General features: G+C 63.3%; 18 protein-coding genes and 1 pseudogene. 5 read left to right on the forward strand and 14 right to left on the reverse strand.

The annotated features are described in order from the left end of the window. Positions 1-242: 242 nt before the first annotated feature. Together ACYAS9_RS14595 and ACYAS9_RS14600 are read right to left on the reverse strand one after the other, a co-directional pair. Positions 243-1,490: an OprD family porin gene (locus ACYAS9_RS14595; RefSeq protein WP_463569015.1), complete on the reverse strand. Its 1,248-nt coding sequence runs from the start codon at positions 1,488-1,490 to the stop codon at positions 243-245. After that, positions 1,487-2,815 (reverse strand): MFS transporter, encoded by a 1,329-nt coding sequence (locus tag ACYAS9_RS14600; protein WP_463569016.1) that lies wholly within the window; start codon positions 2,813-2,815, stop codon positions 1,487-1,489. The genes ACYAS9_RS14595 and ACYAS9_RS14600 overlap by 4 nt, the downstream gene beginning before the upstream one ends. A gap of 281 nt (positions 2,816-3,096) precedes the next feature. Between ACYAS9_RS14600 and mdlC the strand changes: the two genes are divergently transcribed. From mdlC to ACYAS9_RS14620, 4 genes are all read left to right on the forward strand, one after another. Then, entirely contained in the window at positions 3,097-4,683 is a 1,587-nt protein-coding gene (gene mdlC, locus ACYAS9_RS14605; RefSeq protein WP_463569017.1) for a benzoylformate decarboxylase, read from the forward strand. Between the two features lie 9 nt (positions 4,684-4,692). Then, positions 4,693-5,877 (forward strand): alpha-hydroxy-acid oxidizing protein, encoded by a 1,185-nt coding sequence (locus ACYAS9_RS14610; protein WP_463569018.1) that lies wholly within the window; start codon positions 4,693-4,695, stop codon positions 5,875-5,877. Beyond that, positions 5,874-6,953, forward strand: coding sequence for an enolase C-terminal domain-like protein (locus ACYAS9_RS14615; RefSeq protein WP_463569019.1), 1,080 nt, complete (start codon positions 5,874-5,876; stop codon positions 6,951-6,953). The genes ACYAS9_RS14610 and ACYAS9_RS14615 overlap by 4 nt, the downstream gene beginning before the upstream one ends. A gap of 69 nt (positions 6,954-7,022) precedes the next feature. Continuing rightward, positions 7,023-7,913, forward strand: coding sequence for a LysR family transcriptional regulator (locus ACYAS9_RS14620; RefSeq protein WP_463569020.1), 891 nt, complete (start codon positions 7,023-7,025; stop codon positions 7,911-7,913). Positions 7,914-8,520: 607 nt separating this feature from the next. Here the strand turns inward: ACYAS9_RS14620 and ACYAS9_RS14625 are convergent. The 12 genes and pseudogenes from ACYAS9_RS14625 to ACYAS9_RS14680 all read right to left on the reverse strand — a co-directional run bounded on the left by ACYAS9_RS14625 (position 8,521) and on the right by ACYAS9_RS14680 (position 19,338). Then, a pseudogene (locus ACYAS9_RS14625) lies at positions 8,521-9,143 on the reverse strand (NIPSNAP family protein). Beyond that, a complete protein-coding gene (locus ACYAS9_RS14630; protein WP_463569021.1) occupies positions 9,130-10,425 on the reverse strand; it encodes an MFS transporter in 1,296 nt (431 codons plus the stop codon). The pseudogene ACYAS9_RS14625 and the gene ACYAS9_RS14630 overlap by 14 nt, the downstream one beginning before the upstream one ends. Positions 10,426-10,558: 133 nt before the next feature. Continuing rightward, complete coding sequence (locus tag ACYAS9_RS14635; RefSeq protein WP_463569022.1) at positions 10,559-11,803, reverse strand: OprD family outer membrane porin; 1,245 nt, start codon at positions 11,801-11,803, stop codon at positions 10,559-10,561. A gap of 241 nt (positions 11,804-12,044) precedes the next feature. Continuing rightward, complete coding sequence (locus ACYAS9_RS14640; RefSeq protein ID WP_463569023.1) at positions 12,045-12,530, reverse strand: flavin reductase; 486 nt, start codon at positions 12,528-12,530, stop codon at positions 12,045-12,047. Between the two features lie 11 nt (positions 12,531-12,541). Beyond that, positions 12,542-13,501, reverse strand: coding sequence for a PDR/VanB family oxidoreductase (locus tag ACYAS9_RS14645; protein ID WP_463569024.1), 960 nt, complete (start codon positions 13,499-13,501; stop codon positions 12,542-12,544). 32 nt (positions 13,502-13,533) lie between these two features. Then, positions 13,534-14,274, reverse strand: coding sequence for an SDR family NAD(P)-dependent oxidoreductase (locus ACYAS9_RS14650; protein WP_463569025.1), 741 nt, complete (start codon positions 14,272-14,274; stop codon positions 13,534-13,536). A gap of 11 nt (positions 14,275-14,285) precedes the next feature. After that, positions 14,286-14,762 carry an aromatic-ring-hydroxylating dioxygenase subunit beta gene (locus tag ACYAS9_RS14655; RefSeq protein ID WP_463569026.1) on the reverse strand — a complete coding sequence of 159 codons (477 nt, stop codon included), beginning with the start codon at positions 14,760-14,762 and terminating at the stop codon, positions 14,286-14,288. Between the two features lie 14 nt (positions 14,763-14,776). Beyond that, positions 14,777-16,051, reverse strand: coding sequence for an aromatic ring-hydroxylating oxygenase subunit alpha (locus tag ACYAS9_RS14660; protein WP_463569027.1), 1,275 nt, complete (start codon positions 16,049-16,051; stop codon positions 14,777-14,779). Between the two features lie 59 nt (positions 16,052-16,110). Continuing rightward, complete coding sequence (locus ACYAS9_RS14665) at positions 16,111-16,626, reverse strand: nuclear transport factor 2 family protein (protein WP_463569028.1); 516 nt, start codon at positions 16,624-16,626, stop codon at positions 16,111-16,113. Between the two features lie 10 nt (positions 16,627-16,636). Beyond that, positions 16,637-16,999, reverse strand: coding sequence for an IacB protein (locus ACYAS9_RS14670; protein WP_122803502.1), 363 nt, complete (start codon positions 16,997-16,999; stop codon positions 16,637-16,639). An 18-nt stretch (positions 17,000-17,017) separates the two neighbouring features. Continuing rightward, positions 17,018-18,190, reverse strand: coding sequence for an indole-3-acetate monooxygenase (iacA, locus tag ACYAS9_RS14675; RefSeq protein ID WP_463569029.1), 1,173 nt, complete (start codon positions 18,188-18,190; stop codon positions 17,018-17,020). 14 nt (positions 18,191-18,204) lie between these two features. Next, positions 18,205-19,338 carry an amidase gene (locus tag ACYAS9_RS14680; RefSeq protein WP_463569030.1) on the reverse strand — a complete coding sequence of 378 codons (1,134 nt, stop codon included), beginning with the start codon at positions 19,336-19,338 and terminating at the stop codon, positions 18,205-18,207. A gap of 573 nt (positions 19,339-19,911) precedes the next feature. On the opposite strand from ACYAS9_RS14680, the gene ACYAS9_RS14685 reads away from it, so the two are divergent. After that, complete coding sequence (locus tag ACYAS9_RS14685) at positions 19,912-21,069, forward strand: ABC transporter substrate-binding protein (protein WP_463569031.1); 1,158 nt, start codon at positions 19,912-19,914, stop codon at positions 21,067-21,069. The last annotated feature ends 185 nt before the right edge of the window (positions 21,070-21,254 follow it).

The raw sequence follows: 21,254 nt of genomic DNA on the forward strand, positions 1-21,254 counted from the left end.
TGTGCAAAGCCGGAAATATCCAGTTTGTGCAGACCTCTATCCATATCTCGCAAAGTTGACTCACCAATCCAGGTTTCACCGGACGTGTGTAGGAGCGCGCTTGCCCGCGATCGAGTGCGCTAGCGCTCGCAAAAATTGATCAGACGCCACAATGTACGACTGCTAACGCAGCCGGTCGCGGTGGTCCGGCATTCCGGCAGAGCGCGCTCCTACCGGGCCAGTGCGGGCAATACATTTTCCATTTACCAGAACTTCCAGGTGTAGGTCGTGATCAGGCGGTTCTCGTCGAAATCCGCGCCGAAGCGGGTCTTGACCTTGATGTTGCGTCCCTCGAAGGCCACGCCCTTGAGCGGTCCGCTTTGCAGCACATATGAGACAACCAGGTTGCTCTCGCTCTCGACGTTGTCTTGCAGGCTGGCGCCGCGGTCGATGTCGGTGCCGCGCATATAGCGGGTCATGAACTTCAGGCCCGGCACGCCCATTCCGGCAAAGTCGTAGTCATAGCGGGCCTGCCAGGAACGCTCGCCGGGTTTGTAGAAGGCGATGGTCGACCAGTTCACCAGCGTCGGTTGCGGCGCATAGCCGTTGAACAACGGGAAGGCGTCGTCGCCACTCATGCGCTGCCAGGCGAGCGTGAAGGTGTGGCCGTTTTTCTTCAGCGCGGTCATCAGGCCCAGCGCGCGGTTGTCGAAATCACCGGAGCGCCTGGCGCCTTCGTCCTGGGTGTCGTAGAAGCGCACGTCGTTTTTCAGGCTGTAGCCATTGCCCAGATCGAACGTGTAGGCGGCGCCCAGGTAGTGTTGCCGGTAGATGTCTTGCAGCTGCGCAAAGTAGTACGAGACATTCAGGGCCGGGGTGAAGTCGTAGCGACCACCGGCAAAGTTGAGCCCGTCGCTGCTCTGCGCACGGGTGTCGCCGAACAGATAAATATCTTCGCGGTTACTGGACTCGCGGCTGGCGATTTTCCAGAAGCGCCCGGCGTTGAGAGTCAGGTTCGACCATTCTCTGGACTCGACCGTCGCGCCTTCGTAGGTGGTCACCAGTTGCCGTGAGTCATCCATGAACGCGACCGGCAGCGTGGGCCGGTGCTCGCCGATGCGCAGCTCGGTTTTCGATACCCGGATCTTCGCCGTCAGCCCTGCCCGCCCGTAATCACGCGCTTGCTCGCCCTTGCTCAGGTCATACGGCAGCACGGTGTCGGGACCACGCCCGCCGCCGCCATCGAGCCGGTAAGCGTACTGCCCCGCCGCATCGAGGCCGAACTGGATCGGGCCCTCGGTGTAGCCGGACTTGAACTGCAGATCGAACCCCTGGCTCCAGCTGCCGACCCGCGACCTGGGCGCATTGTCCTGCTTGAAATCGCGGTCGACATAAAAGTTGCGCAGCCCCAGCGACAAGTGACTGTCCTGCACCACATCGGCGTATGCCGGGTACGCGAACGACAATGTTGCCAATGCCCCGGCCACTTTAATCGGGCTGACGGTCTTCATACTTTCACCGCTTCAATGCTGGCGGCAGCATGCCGCTGGGTGATCAACAGCACCGAAACGACCGCCAGCACGCCGGGCAGGCCGAACAACAGGAAGTTCTGCGCGAACGGCAGGCTCAGGCTGAGCAGATAACCGCCCAGCAGAGGACCGGCCACCGCACCGCAACGGCCGACGGCGGCGGCCATGCTGACGCCGGTGGAGCGGGCATTCGCCGGGTACAGGTCGGCGGCCAGGGTGTGCACCAGCGACAGGCAACCCACCGTGGCGCCACCGGCCAGCAGCAACAGCGCGTAAAGGGTGACCGCGTCAGGCTTGATGCCCAGCAACGAAATGGAAATGGCCGAGACCGCGAACAGCACCAGCAACGTCGGTTTGCAGCCCCAGCGATCGGCAATCACGCCACTGGCCAACTGGCCGATCAAGGCGCCCACGTTCATGACAAACAGGAACATCACGCTGGAGCCCAGCGGATAACCGCCGCTGCTCATCAACTTGGGCAGCCAGGTGTTGAGCCCGTACACCATCAGCATGCACATGCCGAACGACAGCCACAGCATGAGCGTGGCCAGCGAGCGTCCACCCTGAAACAGCGCCACCAGCGAGGTGCCGGCGCCGGCGTTTTGCGCATCGAGCTGGTAGTGCACCTCACCGACCGGCGTGTGCGCGTGGTTGATCTTGCCCAGCACGCGGGCAACTTCGGCCTGGCGATCGCGATGCACCAGGTACGCCACCGATTCAGGCAGGGTCTTGTACAGCAGCGGCAAGGCCACGATCGACAGGCCGGCGATGTAGAACGGCGAGTGCCAGCCGAACGCCGGAATCAGGTACATGCCCGCCAGCGCCGACAGCAGGCCGCCGACCGCAAAAAAGCTCAGCATCAGGTTGATCAGCCGGTTGCGGTACGCGCCCGGCGACATTTCCTTGAGGATCGTCACCAGGTTGGGCACCACGCCGCCCAGGCCGACGCCGGTCAGAAAGCGGCACAGGCCGAAGGTGGTGGCATCGTGGGCGAAGGCATTGGCGAATGCCGCGAGGCTGAACAGCGCCACGCAGAACAGAATGATCGGGCGCCTGCCGAAGCGGTCGGCGACCGTGCCGAGGGTCAAGGCACCAACCATCATGCCGAGCATGGAACTGGAGCCGAGCATCCCGGCCTGGCCTGCGCTCAGGCTCCACTCGGTCATCAGGTGCGGCAACACCGAGCCGTAGATGACCAGGTCATAGCCATCGAACATCATGATGAAGGAGCACCAGAACACCAGTAGATAATGAAAGCCGTTCAGTTTCGCGGAGTCGACGACGTCCACTGCATTGATACGTTGCATGGCAGTTACTCTTGTTGTTGTAGTTGTTTTAAGAACCGCATGGGCGCGGCTCAGGTAATCGAGGGGCGGATTACAGGTGGGGAGCAGTGAACGTCACGGTATGCAGCAGGCAGAAATAGATCAAATAGATAGTTTTTTGGATTAAAAATAAGACCCCTCTATTTTCATACCCTGCACCTTTATAAACACAGATTATAAATAACACCAAAATCTATCTATTTGATCTATTTATAAGCCACTTCTATGGTGCTCTCATCCTCAAATAATGAGAGCAATCCACCATGGCTTCGGTACATTCGACCACCTACGAGCTGTTGCGCCGCCAAGGCATCGACACGGTCTTCGGCAATCCCGGCTCCAACGAACTGCCTTTTCTCAAGGACTTCCCCGAGGACTTTCGCTACATCCTGGCCCTGCAAGAGGCCGTGGTGGTCGGCATTGCCGATGGCTATGCCCAGGCCAGCCGCAAGCCTGCGTTCATCAACCTGCACTCGGCGGCCGGCACCGGCAACGCGATGGGCGCCCTGAGCAATGCCTGGAATTCGCACTCGCCGCTGATCGTCACCGCCGGCCAGCAGACCCGGGCGATGATCGGCGTCGAGGCCTTGCTGACCAATGTCGACGCCACCAGCTTGCCCAGGCCGTTAGTGAAATGGAGCTACGAGCCGGCCAGCGCCAGCGAGGTGCCGCATGCCATGAGCCGGGCGATTCATATGGCGAGCATGGCGCCGCGCGGGCCGGTGTATCTGTCGGTGCCCTATGACGACTGGGATCAGGACGCCGACCCGCAGTCGCACCATCTGTTTGATCGTCAGGTCAGCACCGCCGTGCGCCTGGATGACAGCGCGCTCGATCAACTGGCCAAGGCGCTCAGCGAGGCCGGCAACCCGGTGATCGTGCTCGGTCCCGATGTCGATGCCGCCAATGCCAACGCCGATTGCGTGACCCTGGCCGAACGCCTCAAGGCGCCGGTGTGGGTCGCGCCTTCTGCGCCGCGCAGTCCGTTCCCGACCCGCCATCCGTGCTTTCGCGGGCTGTTGCCGGCCGGCATCGCAACCATTGCGCAATTGCTCGAAGGCCATGATCTGGTGCTGGTGCTCGGCGCGCCGGTGTTTCGTTATCACCAGTACGATCCGGGCCAGTACCTCAAGCCCGGCACGCACCTGATCGCGGTGACCTGCGACCCGCTGGAAGCGGCCCGCGCACCGATGGGCGATGCCATCGTCGCCGATATCGGCCTGATGGCTGCAGGCCTGGCCGCACGGGTAACAGAGCGCGCGCAACCGCTGCCCAACGCGCTGCCGCTGTCGCAAGCCATCGAGCAAGGCCCCGGCGCACTGCACCCGGAAACGGTGTTCGACACCCTGAATGCGATGGCCCCGGAAAACGCCATTTACCTTAATGAGTCGACCTCGACCACCGCCCTGATGTGGCAACGCCTGAACATGCGTCACTCTGGCAGCTACTACTTCTGCGCGGCCGGCGGGCTGGGTTTTTCGATGCCGGCCGCGGTCGGTGTGCAACTGGCCGAACCCGGACGGCAGGTGATTGCGGTGATCGGCGACGGCTCGGCCAACTACAGCATCAGCGCCTTGTGGACCGCCGTGCAGTACAGGATTCCGGCCATCTTCGTGATCATGAATAACGGCACCTACGGCGCCCTGCGCTGGTTTGCCGGCGTGCTCAAGGCCGAGAACGTGCCGGGGCTGGATGTGCCGGGCATCGATTTCTGCGCCTTGGCCAAGGGTTACGGCATGCACGCGATCAAGGCCGGCGACCAGGCGCAATTGACCGCGGCCCTGTCCGAGGCGCTGGCGCTCAAGGCGCCGGTGCTGATCGAGGTCAGCACTTTGGGTCCTCTGGATTAAGGCCGGGTCATGACTGATCAAACCCTGTTGAACGTCGAGGACTATCGCCAGCTGGCGCGCAAGCGCCTGCCGCGCATGGTCTTCGACTATCTCGAAGGCGCCGCCGAGGATGAACACGGCCTGCGCCATAACCGTTCGGTGTTTCAGAACTGGCGCTTCAAGCCCAGACGTCTGGTCGATGTCAGCCAGCGCAGCCTGAACACCCAGATACTGGGCAAGCCGCAAAGCCTGCCGCTGCTGATCGGCCCTACCGGCCTCAATGGCGCGCTGTGGCCCAACGGCGATCTGGCCCTGGCCAAAGCGGCCGGCAAGGCGGGCATTCCGTTCGTGCTGTCGACCGCCTCGAACCTGTCCATCGACGAGCTGGCGCGCCAGTGCGATGGCGAGCTGTGGTTTCAGCTGTATGTCATCCACCGTGAAATCGCCCAGGGCATGGTGCTCAAGGCCTTGAACGCCGGCTACACCACGCTGGTGCTGACCACCGACGTGGCGGTCAATGGCTATCGCGAGCGCGACCTGCGCAACCGCTTCAAGATGCCGATGAGCTACACGCCCAAGGTCATGCTCGACGGTTGCCTGCACCCGCGCTGGTCGCTGGACCTGCTGCGCCATGGCATGCCGCAACTGGCCAACTTTGTCAGCAGCGAAACGTCCAGCCTGGAGATGCAGGCGGCGCTGATGAGCCGGCAGATGGACGCCAGTTTCGACTGGCGGGCGCTGCGCTGGCTGCGCGATTTATGGCCGCACAAGCTGCTGGTCAAAGGCCTGCTGAGCAGCGAAGACGCGCAGCGTTGCATTCAGGAAGGCGCCGATGGCGTGATCCTCTCCAACCACGGCGGCCGGCAACTCGATGGCGCGATCTCGCCCATGGAAGTGCTCGCCGACACCGTGGCGCGTACAGACAAACCGGTGCTGATCGACAGCGGTTTTCGCCGTGGCTCGGACATCGTCAAGGCGTTGGCCCTGGGCGCGCAGGCGGTGCTGCTCGGCCGCGCCACGCTGTATGGCCTGGCAGCACGTGGCCAGGCCGGTGTCGATGAAGTGCTGACGCTGCTCAAGGCCGATATCGACCGAACCCTGGCGCAGATCGGCTGCCCCGACATTGCCTCGTTGTCAGCGGACTTTCTGCACGACGAAGGCCGTCCCTCACATTCAAGCGCGCCGCTGATGCGCGTCAAAGGATCCTTGGCATGAGCGATATTCTGATTACCGGCCTGCGCACCCGCGCCATCAACGTCGCGCTGTCGTACCCGGTGCACACGGCGGTCGGCACCGTGGGCACCGCGCCGCTGGTGCTGATCGACCTCGATACCGACGCCGGCGTCACCGGCCATGCGTACCTGTTTGCCTATACGCCGGTGGCGCTGAAATCGCTCAAGCAGCTTCTGGACGATATGGCGCCGTTGATCATCAACCAGCCGCTGGCGCCGGTCGATCTTGAGGCCATGCTGGCCAAGCGTTTTTGCCTGGCCGGCTTCACCGGTCTGGTGCGCATGGCCGCCGCCGGCCTCGACATGGCGGCCTGGGATGCGCTGGCCAAGGCGCACAACCTGCCGCTGGTGCGCTTGCTCGGCGCCAGCGCCCGGCCCATTCCCAGCTACGACAGCCACAGCCTGGACGGCGTAAAACTGGCCACCGAACGCGCCGCCACCGCTGCCGAATGCGGCTTTCGTGCGATCAAGACCAAGATCGGCTATGCCACGTTGCGCCAGGACCTTGAAGTGGTCGGCAGCATTCGCCGCGCGGTCGGCGATGACTTCGGCATCATGGTCGACTACAACCAGAGCCTTGATATAGCGGCCGCGATCAAGCGTGGCCAGGCCTTGCAGGATCTGGGTGTGGCCTGGATCGAAGAGCCGACCCTGCAACATGACTATGCCGGCCACCAGCGCATTCAGGCGGCGCTCGATGTGCCGGTGCAGATGGGCGAAAACTGGCTGGGGCCGGAAGACATGTTCAAGGCCTTGCAAGCCGGTGCCTGCCGGCTGGCCATGCCGGATGCGATGAAAATCGGCGGCGTCACCGGCTGGCTGCGCGCCAGCGCCCTGGCGCAACAGTTCGGGATACCGATGTCGAGCCACCTGTTCCAGGAAATCAGCGCCCACCTGCTGGCCGCGACGCCGACGGCGCACTGGCTGGAACGCCTGGACCTGGCCGGCAGCGTGATCGAGCCGACCCTGGAATTCGTCGATGGCAACGCGGTGATTCCAGACCTGCCGGGCATCGGCATCATCTGGCGCGAGAAGGCTATCGAGCAGTACCTGGTTTAACGCGCACGTTTGTTAAACAGATCGAATGGATATAGCTTCCAGGCAGGCACCAATAAGGTCTATTTCCCGATGATCGATCTCAACCTCGTCCGGGTGTTTGTCACCCTCTACGAAACCGGCAGCGTCACCGGCGCTGCCGACCGCCTGCATGTGACCCAGCCGTCGGTCAGCTACGCGCTGTCGCGGCTGCGCGATCAATGGGGCGACCCGCTGTTCAAGCGCACCCGTGACGGCATGCAACCCACGGTGCTGGCTTCGCAGTTGTACGGCTCGTTTCGCTCATCGCTGACCGACATCGAACGTGCGCTGGCGCTGACCCGCAAGTTCGACCCGCAACAGTCCACCCGGCGCTTTCGCCTGGCACTGTCGGATTTGGGTGAAGTGTTCTTCCTGCCGCACGTGCTGCGCGGCCTGCAAGCCCAGGCGCCGTTGGTGGAGCTGGAAATCATCCAGATCGAGATCGACCGCCTCGACGAATGGCTGAGGACCGGCAAGATCGACGCAGCGGTGTGTAACCGCAGCTATCTGCCGGTGCAGGCCCAATGCGAGCGGATGTTCATCGAACGTTACGTGTGCATGCTGCGCGCCGACCACCCGCGCATCGACACCACGCTGTCGATGGAGCAATTCATCAACGAACGGCACGTGGTGGTCTCGGCCGGCACCGGCCACCACTTTGTCGAAGACCGCCTGCGCGAAGCCGGCATACAACGCCCGGTCAGCCTGCGCGTGCCGCACTTCAGCGTGCTGCCGCAAATCATCTCGACCAGCGACCTGCTGGTCACCCTGCCCGAACGGGTCGCCACGGTGTACGCCGAAAAGAACGGCCTGAAGAGCGTGGAGCTGCCCTTCACCGTGCCGGAATTCGAAGTCAGCCTGCACTGGCACGAACACAGCGGCGACAGCTCGGCGCAGCTGTGGTTTTGCGCGTTTCTGCGCGAGACGATTTCGTGTCTTTAAGCACCACCACCGATTCCGTGGGAGCGAGCGCAGAGCTCGCGAAAGGGCCAGGCACCTTCAACATCATTGATGACTGATAGCCAGCATTCGCGAGCTCTTCGCTCGCTCCTACGAGATGTGTGACGTTTGTTCGACGCATGTCAGCCTGCACTGGCACGAACACAGCGGCGACAGCTCGGCGCAGCTGTGGTTTTGCGCGTTTCTGCGCGAGACGATTTCGTGTCTTTAAGCACCACCACCGATCCCGTGGGAGCGAGCGCAGAGCTCGCGAAAGGGCCAGCACCTTCAACATCGTTGGTGACTTATAGCCAGCATTCGCGAGCTCTCCGCTCGCTCCTACGAGATGTGTGACGTTTGTTCGACGCATGTCAGCCTGCACTGGCACGAACACAGCGGCGACAGCTCGGCGCAACTGTGGTTTTGCGCGTTTCTGCGCGAGACGATTTCGTGTCTTTAAGCACCACCACCGATCCCGTGGGAGCGAGCGCAGAGCTCGCGAAAGGGCCAGGCACCTTCAACATCGCTGGTGACTGATAGCCGGCATTCGCGAGCTCTTCGCTCGCTCCTACGAGATGTGTGACGTTTGTTCGATGCATATCTCGCGCTATCACCCCAACGGCGAAAACCCTGCCGGCAGGTACACCACCGAGTTCATTTCCTTGAGCTGCGGGCCTGAGTTTTCCGGCGGCCAGACGCCGTCCTGGACCGCGCGGGTGCGCACGTCCAGGCGTTGTTCCAGGCTGGCGTACGGCCAGATGTGCAAATAGCGCGGCACCCGGCCGCTGGTGGCATAGAACGCGGCATACACCTGCGAATAAGCATCCCTGGTGCGAGGCGTCACCGCCTTGCGCCAGCCGGCCAGGGTCGGCGCCAGGCCCGAGGTCACCAGGTTGTACTCACGCAGTTCATAGACGGCCCGTGCTTGCCCGGCGCCAGCGGTTCGAGAAACGGGAACAACCGGTAATCGTCGATCTGCTGATCGAGCACGAACTCGCCAATGCCGAAGGCATCGGGTGCCAGCAGTACCCGTTCGCGTTCGGCCTGACGGGCGTCGTTGCTGGTGAAGCCGCGCAATACGGCAATTGTGTTTTGCGGGCCGATTTCCGAGACCCAGCAACCGGCCAGGCTGACGCCCTCGCCCGCCTCGCTCAGGGCTTTTTCGAGACGTGGCAGGGCTTGGGCGGGTGTGCGCACGCGCAGGGTGAAGCGGATCAATTCATACAGGTGCATGCTTGCTCTCAATCAAGGCCGGCGTGCTGCGCGGCAGGGTCAACACGGTCAGGCTGGTCACGGCACCGAACAGCAGCAGCATCACCGACACCGGCCACGCCGAATGCGTTGTGGCGAACAAGGCGGTGGCGATCAGCGGGGCGAAACCGCCGGCAAAGATCGAGGCGATTTCATGCCCCAGCGCCAGGCCGGTGTAACGCACATGGGTGGGAAACAGCTCGGCCATCAACGCCGGCTGGGTGCCGATCATGGCCGCATGGCTGACCGGCAAACCGAGCACCAGCGCCAGGTACACCAGCGCGGGATCGTGGGTGTCGAACAGCCAGAAAAACGGAAAGGCCAGCGCCACCAGGCTGATTGAGCCAAAGGCATACACCGCGCGGCGGCCGATACGGTCTGACAGCCAGCCCCAGAACAGGATGCTGAAGGCTTCGAGCACCATCGCCAGCATCACGCCCATCAGCACGGTCTGCGTCGACAGCCCGGTGAACTTGGCGTAGGCCATCGAGAACGACAGGAAGATATACGCCCCGCCGTTTTCCGCCAGGCGCAAGCCCATGGCTTGCAGCACCGCCTTGGGGTGTTCACGCAAGACCTGCATGACCGGCAGATGATGCGCCGCGGCCTGCTTTTGCTCCTCGAAGGCCCGGCTTTCCGGCAACCGGCGGCGAATGTACAGGCCGACGCCGAAGATCAGCACGCTGGCCAGAAACGGCAGGCGCCAGCCCCAGTTCATGAAGCTGTCTGCGGGCAACAGCTGCACTAGATAGAACGCTCCGGCCGAGAGCACGAAACCGCCGCTGACGCCCAACTGGCTGAACGAGGCATAGAAACCGGCCTTGCCCGGCGGCGCGTTCTCGCTGAGCATCAGCACCCCGCCGCCCCACTCGCCGCCGGCCGCCACGCCCTGCACCAGGCGCAACAGCACCAGCGACAAGGGCGCGAGAAAACCGGCCTGTTCATAGGTGGGCAACAAGCCCATGAGAAAGGTGGCCAGGCCCATCATCGCCAGGGTGATGACCAGCGCCAGCTTGCGTCCGTGCCGATCGCCCACATGGCCGAAAATGATCCCGCCGACGGGACGCGCGACAAAGCCGACGGCAAAACCTGCAAAGGCCCCCAGCGTACCGAGCACCGGGTCCGTGCCGGCGGGGAAAAACAACGGTCCGAACACCAGCGCGGCGGCGGTGCCGTACAGGAAGAAGTCATACCATTCCAGCGCATTGCCGATCACCGAAGCGACCACAATGCGACGCATCGGGGGATTGCTGTGTGTAGTCATGGAAGCTGCTCCATTACAAATCTGACGCGTACCTTGTGGGAGGCAGCTCTGCTGGCGAAAGGGCCAGTAAAGCTGGCACATTTGCAGTGCCTTGAATGCAGCCATCGCGAGCAGAGCTCCCTCCCACACTCAGTTACCAAAGTTTCCAGGTGTAGGTTGTGTAGAGGCGGTTCTCCTGGAAGTCGTCGCCGAAGTTCTGTTGCACCAGGTAGTTCTTCCACTCCACGCCCAGCCCTTTGAGCGGGCCGTTCTGCACCACGTAGCGCACCGCCAGATCGCGCTCGTTTTCGTGACCGTCGGACAGGCCTGCACGCAGGATGTCGGAGCCCTTGATGTAGCGGGTGCTGAAGGTCAGGCCCGGGATGCCGAGGCCTGCGAAGTCGTAGCTGTAGCCCACGCCCACCGAACGCTCCTGCGGGCGCATGAATGGCTGGTTGGCCCAGTTGAGCAGGTAGAACTGCGGGATATAGCCGTTGGGCGTCGGGAAAATGCTGTCGCCGTACATGCGCTGGTACACCACGCTGAAGCGGTGCCCGCCCTTGGTCAGCGCCAGCCCTGTGGACAGCGCACGGTTGTCGACTTCGCCATTGAGCGCCTGGCCGTCTTCGCGGTTATCGAACCAGCGCACATCGGTGCGCAGCTTGTAGCCGTTGCCCAGATCAGCCATGTGCATCAGGCCGTAGTAGTGCTGGCGGTAGATGTCGTGCATCACACCGTAGAAGTAGCTGGCTTGCAGGTTGGGCAACAGGTTGTAGGTCGCGCCGCCAAAGTCGATGCCCTTGCTGTCGAGGTTGTCGGTCGAGCCGTATTTGTAGAATTTCTCGTGATCGGAAGACTCGCGCGTCACGGCCGACCAGAAGCGCCCGCCGGTCAAGGTCAGGTTGGGAATCTCTTTGCTCTCGATCACCGCGCCCTGGTAAATCGTGTCGAGCTGGCGGCTCGGGTCGTGCCAGGCGATCGGCAGTTCCGGGCGCATGTCGCCGATTTTCAGTTCGGTCTGCGAGTACTTCATTTTCAGCGTCGCGCCGGCACGGCTGTAGTCGTCCGGGATGCCGTTGATGCGGTCGTACGGCAGCGTGCCGTCGTTGCCTTCAGAATCCAGCACATAAGCGTACTGCGCATCCAGGTCCAGGCCGAAGGCCAGCGGCGTGTCGGTGTAGCCGGAGGCGAACTGCAGGTCGAAACCCTGCGACCAGTTGCCGACCTTACTGGTGGCCGCACCGCTCTCGGTGTAATTGCGGTCCAGCCAGAGGTTTTTCATGTCCACTTTCAGGTGGCTGTCTTGCCAGACATCGGCGTGCGCCACGCCCATGCCTCCCATGCTTAAACTCAAAAGACTGGTGATGCCGATACGACGGGTGATGGTCGAGTGCAACATGTGACGGCTCCTCTTATAGCCCCGAAGGGCTGTTTTTTTATGTGATATGAGCAGATCAACGAAACGGAACTCGGCAGGAAAATTCGCGGCTTGCTTCTATGGCAAAGGCTCGCGAAAAAGCTGTTGTGCTTATTGAATTGAGCGGCTCGTAGGAGCGGCTTTAGCCGCGAAGGTCATCACGCAGATTGGGGGTCGTCTGCTTCCCGACTAAAGTCGGTCCTACGTCGGTCCTGTGCAGTCCTTACGGTGTCCCAAGGCGGTGATACGCGCGGTTGAAGTACACCAGGCCTTCATCGGCGCCGCCCTGGCGGATGCTCTGGATCTCGCAGTAGAAAATGTTGTGCGAACCCACTTCGTGCACCTGGGCGATGCGGCAATCGAAGTTGACCAGCGCCTCCAGCATCACCGGCGCGCCGCTTTCCAGCGTGGTCCAGGCGGTGCTGGCGAAACGTTGCTCCATGCTCAGCGCCTTGTTGGCGAATGCGCCGGACAGTTCCTGATGGGTGCCGGCCAACACGTTGACGCACACGGTGCCGTTGGCCTTGAACTGCGCGTTGGAGTTGGAGGTGCGGTTCATGCACACCAGCAGCGTCGGTGGCGAGTCGGTGACGCTGCACACCGCCGAGGCGGTGAAGCCGCAGCGTCCGGCAGGGCCGTCGGTGGTGATCACCGACACGGCGCCGCCGAGCAGGGCCATGGCATTGCGAAAATCGGTTACGTCGACCATGGTCGTTCTCCTCAAATGTCCAGCACGAGTTTTTTGGATTTGGCCCGCGAACAGCACACCAGGATCTGGTCGTTGCCGGCTTTTTCCTCGTCGGTCAGGTACACGTCGCGATGGTCCGGTTCGCCTTCGAGCACATCGCACAGGCAGGTGCCGCACACGCCTTGCTCGCAGGAGATTTCGATCTTGATGCCGACACCGGCCAGCGCCTCGAGAATGCTCTGGCCCTCGGCGACCTGTACGGTCTTGCCGCTGCGCGCAGCGACCACTTCAAAGCTTTCGCCACTGGCGTCGACTTCGACCTGGAAGTATTCCTTGTGAATGTGGTCCTCGGCGTAGCCTTGCTGGCGGGCGCCGTTGATGACCCAGTCCATGAAGCCCGACGGGCCGCAGGTGTACATGTGTACGCCGCCCTCGCCCTGCCCCAGCACCTTGACCAGATCGAGGTTCTGCTCGCTGCCTTCGTCATCGAAATGGGTGATGACCTTGTCGGCGAACGGCGCCGCTTCAAGCTGCTCCAGAAACGCGCTGCGGCTGCGGGAGCGGCCGCAATAGTGCAGCTCGAAATCCTCGCCGCGTTGTTGCAGCGCGTAGGCCATGGCGATCATCGGCGTGATGCCGATGCCGCCACCGAGCAGGATCGAGCGCCGCGCACCGGCCACCAGCGGAAACAGATTGCGCGGGGTGCTGATCTGCACCGGCTGGCCTTCGAGCAGGGTGTCGTGCACGCCCACCGAGCCGCCGCGCGAGGCCGGGTCCCGCAGGACGCCGAGGCGGTACAGGCTGACATCGGCCGGGTCGCTGCACAGCGAATACTGGCGCACCAGGCCCGGACCGATATGGATATCGACATGCGCGCCGGCTTCGAACAGCGGCAAGGCGGCGCCATCGGCGCGGGTCAGGTCAAGGACCACGACACCGTCGCCCTGGACCTGGCGCTTGCTGACGATGACATTCAACAGTTGTTCATTCATGGCTGAAATTCCTTGGGATTTATGCGCCGGGATCAGCGCATGAACAGGCCGCCGTTCACGTCCCAGGTCGCCCCGGTGGTGAACCAGGCCTCAGGCCGCGCCAGTTGCACGATCAGGTCGCCGAGAAAGTCCGCATCGCCCAGGCGCTGCACCGGAATATTGCCGATCAGCCCGGCCAGGCGTTCGGCCGGCACCGCGGCATGCACCGCCGGCGACTCGATGGGCCCAGGCGCGATGGCATTGACCGTGACGCCACGGGCGGCGAATTCCTTGGCGAAGACCTTGGTCAGGGTCACGATCGCGCCCTTGCTCGCCGCGTAGTGCGCGCCGGTGGCGGTGCCGCCGTTCTGGCCGGCCAGTGAGGCCATATTGACGATGCGTCCGTAGCCGGTTTCAGCCAGGTAGGCGCCGAACACCTGGCAGCCGAGAAACACGCTGCGCAGGTTGACGCTGACCACCGCGTCGAACTCTTCGGGGCTGATCTGCATCAGCGGCGTGGTCTTGGTCACCGCCGCGTTGTTGACCACCACGTGCAGGGCGCCGAAGCGCGCCAGCACCTGGGCCAGCGCCTGTTCGAAGTCGGTCTTGCTCGACACATCCAGGCGGACGGCCAACACCCGCTCGCCGGTGCTGTCGAGCTTGCCGGCCGCAGCGATGGCCGCCTGCTCGTCGCGGTCGCTGACCACCACGTTGTAACCGGCATCAAGCAGCCGTGCGCAGAAGCTCAGACCAAGGCCCTGCCCTGCACCTGTCACCAATGCAACCTGGTTCATGAGCGGCCCCCTTAAAGGATGTAGCCGATGCCCGCGAGGGTATCGTCACTGTTGATCAGGCGAATCAGCTTGCGCTGAATCTTGAAGCTGCCTTCGCAGCGCACCAGCTCGTAGACCAGGTCGGCGCTGTAGTGCTTGAGGCTGTCCTTGCGGAACTCGCGCACGTTTTGCGCACAGCGCACCGTCACGTTATGGCCGTCGTCGAACAGCACCCGAAAGCGCGAAATAGTGCGCACGGTGCGTGGCTGCGGACTGGTCGAAATCGACTCGCCGCCGGTCAGGCGCTGCACGCGCAGCTTGCGCATGTGGTGGTCGTCGTAGGCGTAGTTGAGGGTGTTTTCAAAATCCTCTTCGCGCGGGTCGATCGGGATGATGTAGGTGCCCTTGTCGCTCCACAGGTTCAGCCAGGTATCGAATTCGCCATGGTCGAGCATGTCGCCTTCGGCCCAGATGAACGCGGTGACTTCTTGCAGCAATTGAATGTTCATGGGTTTCTCCGGGGTCAGGCCGACATCATCTTTTTCCATTGCTGATACGCCGCGCGCATGCCGGTTTCGGCACTCACGTCGGAGATCAGCCCGTCTTCGCTGGGCTTCTCGCCCGGCAGGCCACGGTTGAGCATGATCCACAGCTCTTCGCCGGCACTGGCGCCCTTCTGCACGCGCTCCCAGGCCTCGGAATCGTCCGGGGTGCCGAAACCCATCGGGCCCTGGAAGTGTTCGTGCAGGCGCAGGCGGTAGCGGTTGGCGGCGGCCGGGCCGCCGTCCATGGTGATCACCGAGTGATGGATCTCGGTCTCGGTCACCGACACCGGTTGCAGCACCCGGAAGAACGCCATCGAGCAGGCGATATTGGGGAACAGGTTGAGGTTGAAGCCGGTGCCGCCCACGGCGCGGACGATGCGCCTTACCTGGGTTTCTTCCAGGCCTTCGTCACGCAGCTCGGCGGCCAGCGACTCGAAGCGCTCGGGGATCGGTTTGTCGAGGTCCGCTTCCAGGTCGATCAGGTCGGGGATCATCACCATCACGCTGTGGCCGTTGCCCAGGTCTTCGACGTAGCCCGGACCCTTGACGAAGTCGAACAGCTCCAGGGTCTGTTCATCCACCGACGACAAAAAGCTCTTGTGCACCAACGGGAAGTGGTAGGCGTCGGTGGTGTTTTCGAGCTGGATCTTCCAGTTGCCCGGAAAGCGGAAACGGTGTTCGCCCGGCACCTTGATGCCGTAGCCGGCGCCCTGCTTCATGAACAGGTCCATCCACTTTTTCGCAGGACCCAGGAAGTCCACCAGCGGCTCGATGTCGTCCTTGAAGGTGGCGAAGATCATCCCGGCGTAGCTCTCGACGCGCAGGCTGACCAGCGGCAGCTCGCCCTTGTCGATGCAGTCGGCATAGCTTTCAGGGTGCGGAATGGCGCGCAGCGAGCCGTCCAGGCCGTAGCTCCAGCCGTGGTACGGGCAGACAAAGCTGTTGGCCTTGCCCTTCTTGTGCTCGCACACGGTGGCGCCGCGGTGCCGGCAACGGTTGAGCAGCACGTGCACGGCCTTCTTGCGGTCGCGGACCACGATCACCGGCTGCTTGCCGATGTAGGTGCTCTTGTAGCTGCCCGAATCCGGGATCTCGCTTTCGTGCGCGACCCACACCCAGGTGCTGTAGAAAATCTTCTGCAGTTCGGCATCGAACAGCGCAGGGTCGGTGTACATCGCGGTGTGTACGCGGTCGGCCTTGACCAGTTCTGCGGGGTCGACCGCCAGGTTCACAGCGGGAATCAGGTTAGTCACGGTGTCTCCTCGTCGGCTCTGGTGGCCGACAGCTCAAGAATTCAGTGCGTAGCGTTTATTCACTGCTCATTGCGGTCGGGGACCGGCAAGGGCGCGTCGCTGTTCCAGCCGCTCACGGGGCGGCCGAACAGGTTTTCAGTCTGGAAATGCGCCATGCGCCATTGCCCGTCTTCAACCGCAAAGGTCACGCTCAGCCGTGCGGCGTTGAGGTGCGAAGCGCCGCTGGCGAAGGTGCTGGTCTGCAACATCACCCAGGTGCCAAAGGCCGTTTCGGCGTCCACCTCGATCAGCTCGCTGGTGAGAAAGTGCACGTTCAGCGCAAAGTGCGCCGGCGGCTGCATGTAGCCTGCGAACATCGCTGCGATGGCCTCGCGACCGCGATAACCGCCGAAGCTGTTGGCGTAGCGCGCGCCCTTGCCTTCCCAGATCGCGTCCGTGGTGAACAGCCCGGCCAGTTCATTCAGCGGGGTGTGTTCGTCCAGCGCGTCGCACAGCGCCATGTAACGGTTCATGCAGGCGCGCACGGCGTGCTGGCTTTCAAAGCGGCGCAGGCGTTGCTCGTCGGTCGGGCTCATGGCGGCTTACTCAGGTGCGCTGAATGATCAGTTCGCGGCCCACACGGGCCTCGACCTTGGCGTAGCGCCACAGCTTGTACGGGCCGTCGCCGACGGCGGTGCTGCGGAACAGGTTGCAGGCGGCGTGCACGGTTTCGATGTCCGGCACATCGGCCAGCAGGTAGGTGGTCCACGGAAAACCGTCGGACGGGCCGACCATGCCCTGGTCGTCGTCCATGTTGCCCAGCACGCTCACGCCCGGCAGGTCATGAATGCCGTTCCACATGGCGCTGAACGCGGCCCAGACTTGTAGTTGCTCTTCACGCGCGGCGTCGAAGAAGTTCTGGTTGATGCCCATGCAAAACAGCACGCGCAGGGTCTTTTTCTCGCTCATGACTCGCTCCTCGAAAAGTTACAGGTAGCCCGGCAGGGGCTGTTTGCCGAAGAACATCGCTCCGGCGTTCTGATAAGTGACGTCGCCCATGAAGGCGTGCTGGGTGACCACCTGCGCATCGTTGACGCAGCGCGCCAGGGGGCTGGTGTTGTACACACCGCTCATGCCCGAGAGCATTTGCGCGGTGCGCGCGACATCGGCGGCAATGCGTGTGGCGTGGGTCGACGACAAACGCAGCAGGTTGGTGGCCTCGGCCGGCACCGGATCGCCGGCCAGCACGTGGTTCCAGGCGCGCTCGATGGACTCGTAGAAGAACGAGCGCGCAGCACGCAGGGCAGCTTCGGCCTTGGCCACTTCGACCTGGGCCAGCGGGCGGTCGGCCAGCGCCGGGGCGCCGGTGACCGAGATACGGCCGCTGGCCATGCCGGCCAGCTCGTCCAGCGCCGCCCGCGCCACGCCCAGACCGACCACCGACAGCACCTGGGTGGCGAACGACAGTGACGGGTAACGAAAGAACGGCTCATCGAGGTTCGGCGCACCGCCGCGCACGAAGGTCCATTCTTCGGGCACGACCACATCCTCGACCACCAGGTCGTGGCTGCCGGTGCCGAGCAGGCCCACGGTGTCCCAGGTCTGTTCGATGCGCGCCTGGCTTTGCGGCATTACCGCCAGGCGCGGCAGGTCGAGCCTGTCGCCGTTTTTCGGGGCGATGCCGACGCCGATCAGGTCGGCGCCCATCGAGCCGCTGGAGTATTTCCAGCGACCATTGACCTTGAAACCGCCCTCGACCACCTCGGCCGGTTGCGGCGGGAAAATCCCGCCGGCAAAGACCACGTCCGGGCCGTTGGCATAGACCTGCGCCAGGGTGTCCAGCGGCAACGCCGCCAGGTACACAGGGCTCATGCCGAAGCTGGCGACCCAGCCGGCCGAACCGTCGGCATGGGCGATGCGCTCGATCATTGCGCAGAACTGCGCCGGCGAGCATTCGTGGCCGCCAAAGCGCTTGGGCACCAGGGCGCGGTACACGCCGTGGGCCTTGAAGGCGTCGATCACATCGGCAGAAATATGCCGCTGGCGGTCGAATTCACCGTCGCGGGCCCGGTGGCGAATGGTCTCGAGCAGGGCTTCGAAAGCCGGGCCCGATGCCAGGTGGGCGGCGGCGTCGAATGCCTGCGCACTGAGTGAGTTCATGAGGTGCTCCATGATCAGGTACGGTTGCTATACAGGCGTTGCAGCAGCAGGCCGGCGGCGGCCAGCAGCGCCTCGTCGGCGCCCTTGGCACCCACCAGTTGCAGGCCCACCGGCAGGCCTTGCGGGCTGCCCAGCGGAATGCTCAGGGCCGGATGCCCGGAGAGGTTGAATGGCCGCACAAAGGCAGTCATGCCCAGCACCGCGCGGGTGTCGGCGGCCTCGCTGAGCAGCAACGGAAAATCGGGCATGGTCGGCAGCACCAGCACATCGTGTTCGGCCAGCGCGGCGTCGACTTCGGCGGTGAACTGGCGACGCACGCTTTCGGCTTCGGCCAGTGCCGAATCGGTGGTGTTACCGGCAGCCGCCAAGCGACCGGCGATGTCTTCACCGACCTTGCCGGTTTGCAGAAGATGACCGCAGGCGTTGAAGGTTTCGCGGTTGATCACCACCATTCCCGCATCGTAAGCAGCGTTGAAAGAGGGCAATTGCACGGGCGTCAGCGGCTGGCCACTGGCGGCCAGTGCACCCTCGATAACGTGCTGCACCGCTGCGCTGGCTGACACCTGAATCACGCCAATGCGCAACTGTGCAGGCACGGCCTGTGGCTGGTAGCTCGGGTCGATGGCTTGCATCGCGGTTTCGAGCATGGGCAACGAGGCCGCGAACGGGCCGACGCAATCGAGGCTGGTGTGTTCGGGCATCACGCCGCGACGGCTGACGCGGCCGAAGGTCGGCTTGAAGCCGAACACGCCGCAGCAGCAGGCCGGAATGCGCACCGAGCCGCCGGTGTCGGTGCCCAGGGTGAAGTCGGCCAGCCCTGCCGCCACCGCCGCCGCCGAACCGCTCGACGAGCCGCCCGGAATGCGTTCAGGAAAGCGCGGGTTGAGCGCGGTGCCGGTGTAGCGATTGATGCCGGTGGTGCCGAAGGCCAGCTCATGCAGGCTGGTCTTGCCGATCAAGCGGCAGCCGGCGGCCAGCAGATGGTCGACCACTTCGGCATGCACGCTGGCGGCCGGGGCGTCGTCCAGGGCGCGGCTTGAAGCACGGCTTGGGCTGCCTGCGACATCAAGGGTGTCCTTGACCATGACACTCAAGCCACGCCCGCCTTGAAGGCCACCCAAAGAAAGTTGTTCCACGACGATCGTCATCTGCGCTACCTCGTTCGAACCTGATTGCCAGCTACCCGCCGGCCTTTTTCAAACATCGCGCAAATTTACTTGAATAGTCAACTGAATTTTCAATGGAATTTTCCATTCCATTCTGGTGCGATTTTTCGGCCTCGGCACTGAAAAGGCGCAGTTTCAAAAAGCCCGAAAAAGGCCTTAAAACAACTATTTATCGTTATAAAACAGCATCTTATAGATAACACTCAAAAAACAGATGTAAAAATCCATGGCGCAGGGCTATGCTCAGCCCTGTGTAGAAATAGATAAAAAGCAGCACTTAATAATAAAAATTTCACGCCAAAAAGAGCATAAAAATGCCTTTAAAAATCCTCTCCGAAATACCCTCCAAAGCCTTTATTCCAGCGCTTCCAGCTCCGTTTGGCGGTGCCGTTTCACCGCACTCGCAACATCCGCCATACGCCCGGAACAGCCCCTGCCCGACCTCGGTGCGCCGCCATCGCTGGCACGCAACCTGCTATCGCTCCATCAACGCCGACCTTTGAACAGCCTTGGGCCTTCGATGCCCTTGTCGACTTCCACTCACTGGAGAACGAGATGAAAAAACGACTGACCACCGCCCTGCTGTCCGGCGCCGCCGGCATGGCCCTGAGCTGGGCCACTGTGAGCCAGGCCGAGGTGACGATTGGGGTGATTACGTCCTCCAGCGGTCCGATTGCCCAGGTAGGCATTCCACAGAAAAACAGCGTGGCGCTGATGCCGACCAAGGTCGGCGACCAGACCGTGCGCTACATCTCGCTGGACGACGGCAGCGACCCGACCGCCTCGGTCAAGGCCTTCAAGAAGCTGGTCGATGAAGAAAAGGTCGACGCCATCATCGGCCCGAGCGGCTCGCCTAACGCAATGGGCGTGATCCAGTTTGCCGCCGCCTCCGGCACACCGATGCTGGCACCGGTCGGCACCGCGGCGGTGGTGCTGCCGATGAACGAGCAGAAGAAATGGGTGTTCAAGACCACCCAGAATGACGACCTGATTGCCCAGGCGCTGATGCAGGACATGCTCAAGCGCGGCATCAAGACCCTGGGCTTTATCGGCACCGCCGACCCGTATGGCGAGAACTGGGCCAAGGTGATCGGCGCCCTGGCCGAGAAGAACGGCATCAAGATCGTCGCCAGCGAACGCTTCCAGCGCCAGGACACCTCTGTGACCGGGCAAGGCCTGAAGGTGCTGATGGCGCGTCCGGATGCTGTGTTGGTGGCCGCACCCGGCAGTTCGGCGGTGATGCCGCAAAGCACGCTGTTCGACCAGGGTTACAAGGGCCAGATGTACCAGACCCACGGTGCGGCGCTGGAGCAGTTTCTGCAACTGGGCGGCAAGAAGGTCGAAGGCACGATCCTGGCTGCCAGCCTGATGCTGGTGATCGACGAAATCCCTGCCGATCACCCGTCCAAGACCCTGGCCGTCAATTACATCGATGCCTATAAAAAGGCCTATGGACAGACGCCCGCGACCTTCGGCGCCAACGTCTACGACGCCGGCCTGTTGCTGGAAAAGGCCATTCCGCTGGCTGAGCAGAAAGCCAAACCGGGTACGCCGGAGTTCCGCGCCGCCTTGCGCGACGCCCTGGAACAGACCCGCGAACTGCCCGGCACCCAGGGCGTGTACACCATGAGCGCTGCCGACCACAGCGGCTTCGACGACCGCGGCCGCGAACTGATCACCGTCAAGGACGGCCGCTGGACGCTGCTCAAATAAGGGCTCTATCCCCGATTGCGCACTCCCCCCCCCCGGGGGGGGGGGGGGGGGGGGGGGGGGGGGGGGGGGGGGGGGGGGGGGGGGGGGGGGGGGGGGGGCGGGGGGGGGGGGGGGGGGGGGGGGGCGGCCGGGGGCGGGGCGGGGGTGAGGGGGGGCGGGGGACGGCCCCGGGCGGCCGAGGGCCC

The organism is Pseudomonas sp. HP_08 (genome assembly GCF_055284095.1).

Bases quoted from the DNA above. Each gene is read 5' to 3' on its own strand.
- ACYAS9_RS14595 (WP_463569015.1), bottom strand. From the start codon at position 1,490: ATGAAGACCGTCAGCCCGATTAAAGTGGCCGGGGCATTGGCAACATTG.
- ACYAS9_RS14600 (WP_463569016.1), bottom strand. From the start codon at position 2,815: ATGCAACGTATCAATGCAGTGGACGTCGTCGACTCCGCGAAACTGAAC.
- mdlC (WP_463569017.1), top strand. From the start codon at position 3,097: ATGGCTTCGGTACATTCGACCACCTACGAGCTGTTGCGCCGCCAAGGC.
- ACYAS9_RS14610 (WP_463569018.1), top strand. From the start codon at position 4,693: ATGACTGATCAAACCCTGTTGAACGTCGAGGACTATCGCCAGCTGGCG.
- ACYAS9_RS14615 (WP_463569019.1), top strand. From the start codon at position 5,874: ATGAGCGATATTCTGATTACCGGCCTGCGCACCCGCGCCATCAACGTC.
- ACYAS9_RS14620 (WP_463569020.1), top strand. From the start codon at position 7,023: ATGATCGATCTCAACCTCGTCCGGGTGTTTGTCACCCTCTACGAAACC.
- ACYAS9_RS14630 (WP_463569021.1), bottom strand. From the start codon at position 10,425: ATGACTACACACAGCAATCCCCCGATGCGTCGCATTGTGGTCGCTTCG.
- ACYAS9_RS14635 (WP_463569022.1), bottom strand. From the start codon at position 11,803: ATGTTGCACTCGACCATCACCCGTCGTATCGGCATCACCAGTCTTTTG.
- ACYAS9_RS14640 (WP_463569023.1), bottom strand. From the start codon at position 12,530: ATGGTCGACGTAACCGATTTTCGCAATGCCATGGCCCTGCTCGGCGGC.
- ACYAS9_RS14645 (WP_463569024.1), bottom strand. From the start codon at position 13,501: ATGAATGAACAACTGTTGAATGTCATCGTCAGCAAGCGCCAGGTCCAG.
- ACYAS9_RS14650 (WP_463569025.1), bottom strand. From the start codon at position 14,274: ATGAACCAGGTTGCATTGGTGACAGGTGCAGGGCAGGGCCTTGGTCTG.
- ACYAS9_RS14655 (WP_463569026.1), bottom strand. From the start codon at position 14,762: ATGAACATTCAATTGCTGCAAGAAGTCACCGCGTTCATCTGGGCCGAA.
- ACYAS9_RS14665 (WP_463569028.1), bottom strand. From the start codon at position 16,626: ATGAGCCCGACCGACGAGCAACGCCTGCGCCGCTTTGAAAGCCAGCAC.
- ACYAS9_RS14670 (WP_122803502.1), bottom strand. From the start codon at position 16,999: ATGAGCGAGAAAAAGACCCTGCGCGTGCTGTTTTGCATGGGCATCAAC.
- iacA (WP_463569029.1), bottom strand. From the start codon at position 18,190: ATGAACTCACTCAGTGCGCAGGCATTCGACGCCGCCGCCCACCTGGCA.
- ACYAS9_RS14680 (WP_463569030.1), bottom strand. From the start codon at position 19,338: ATGACGATCGTCGTGGAACAACTTTCTTTGGGTGGCCTTCAAGGCGGG.
- ACYAS9_RS14685 (WP_463569031.1), top strand. From the start codon at position 19,912: ATGAAAAAACGACTGACCACCGCCCTGCTGTCCGGCGCCGCCGGCATG.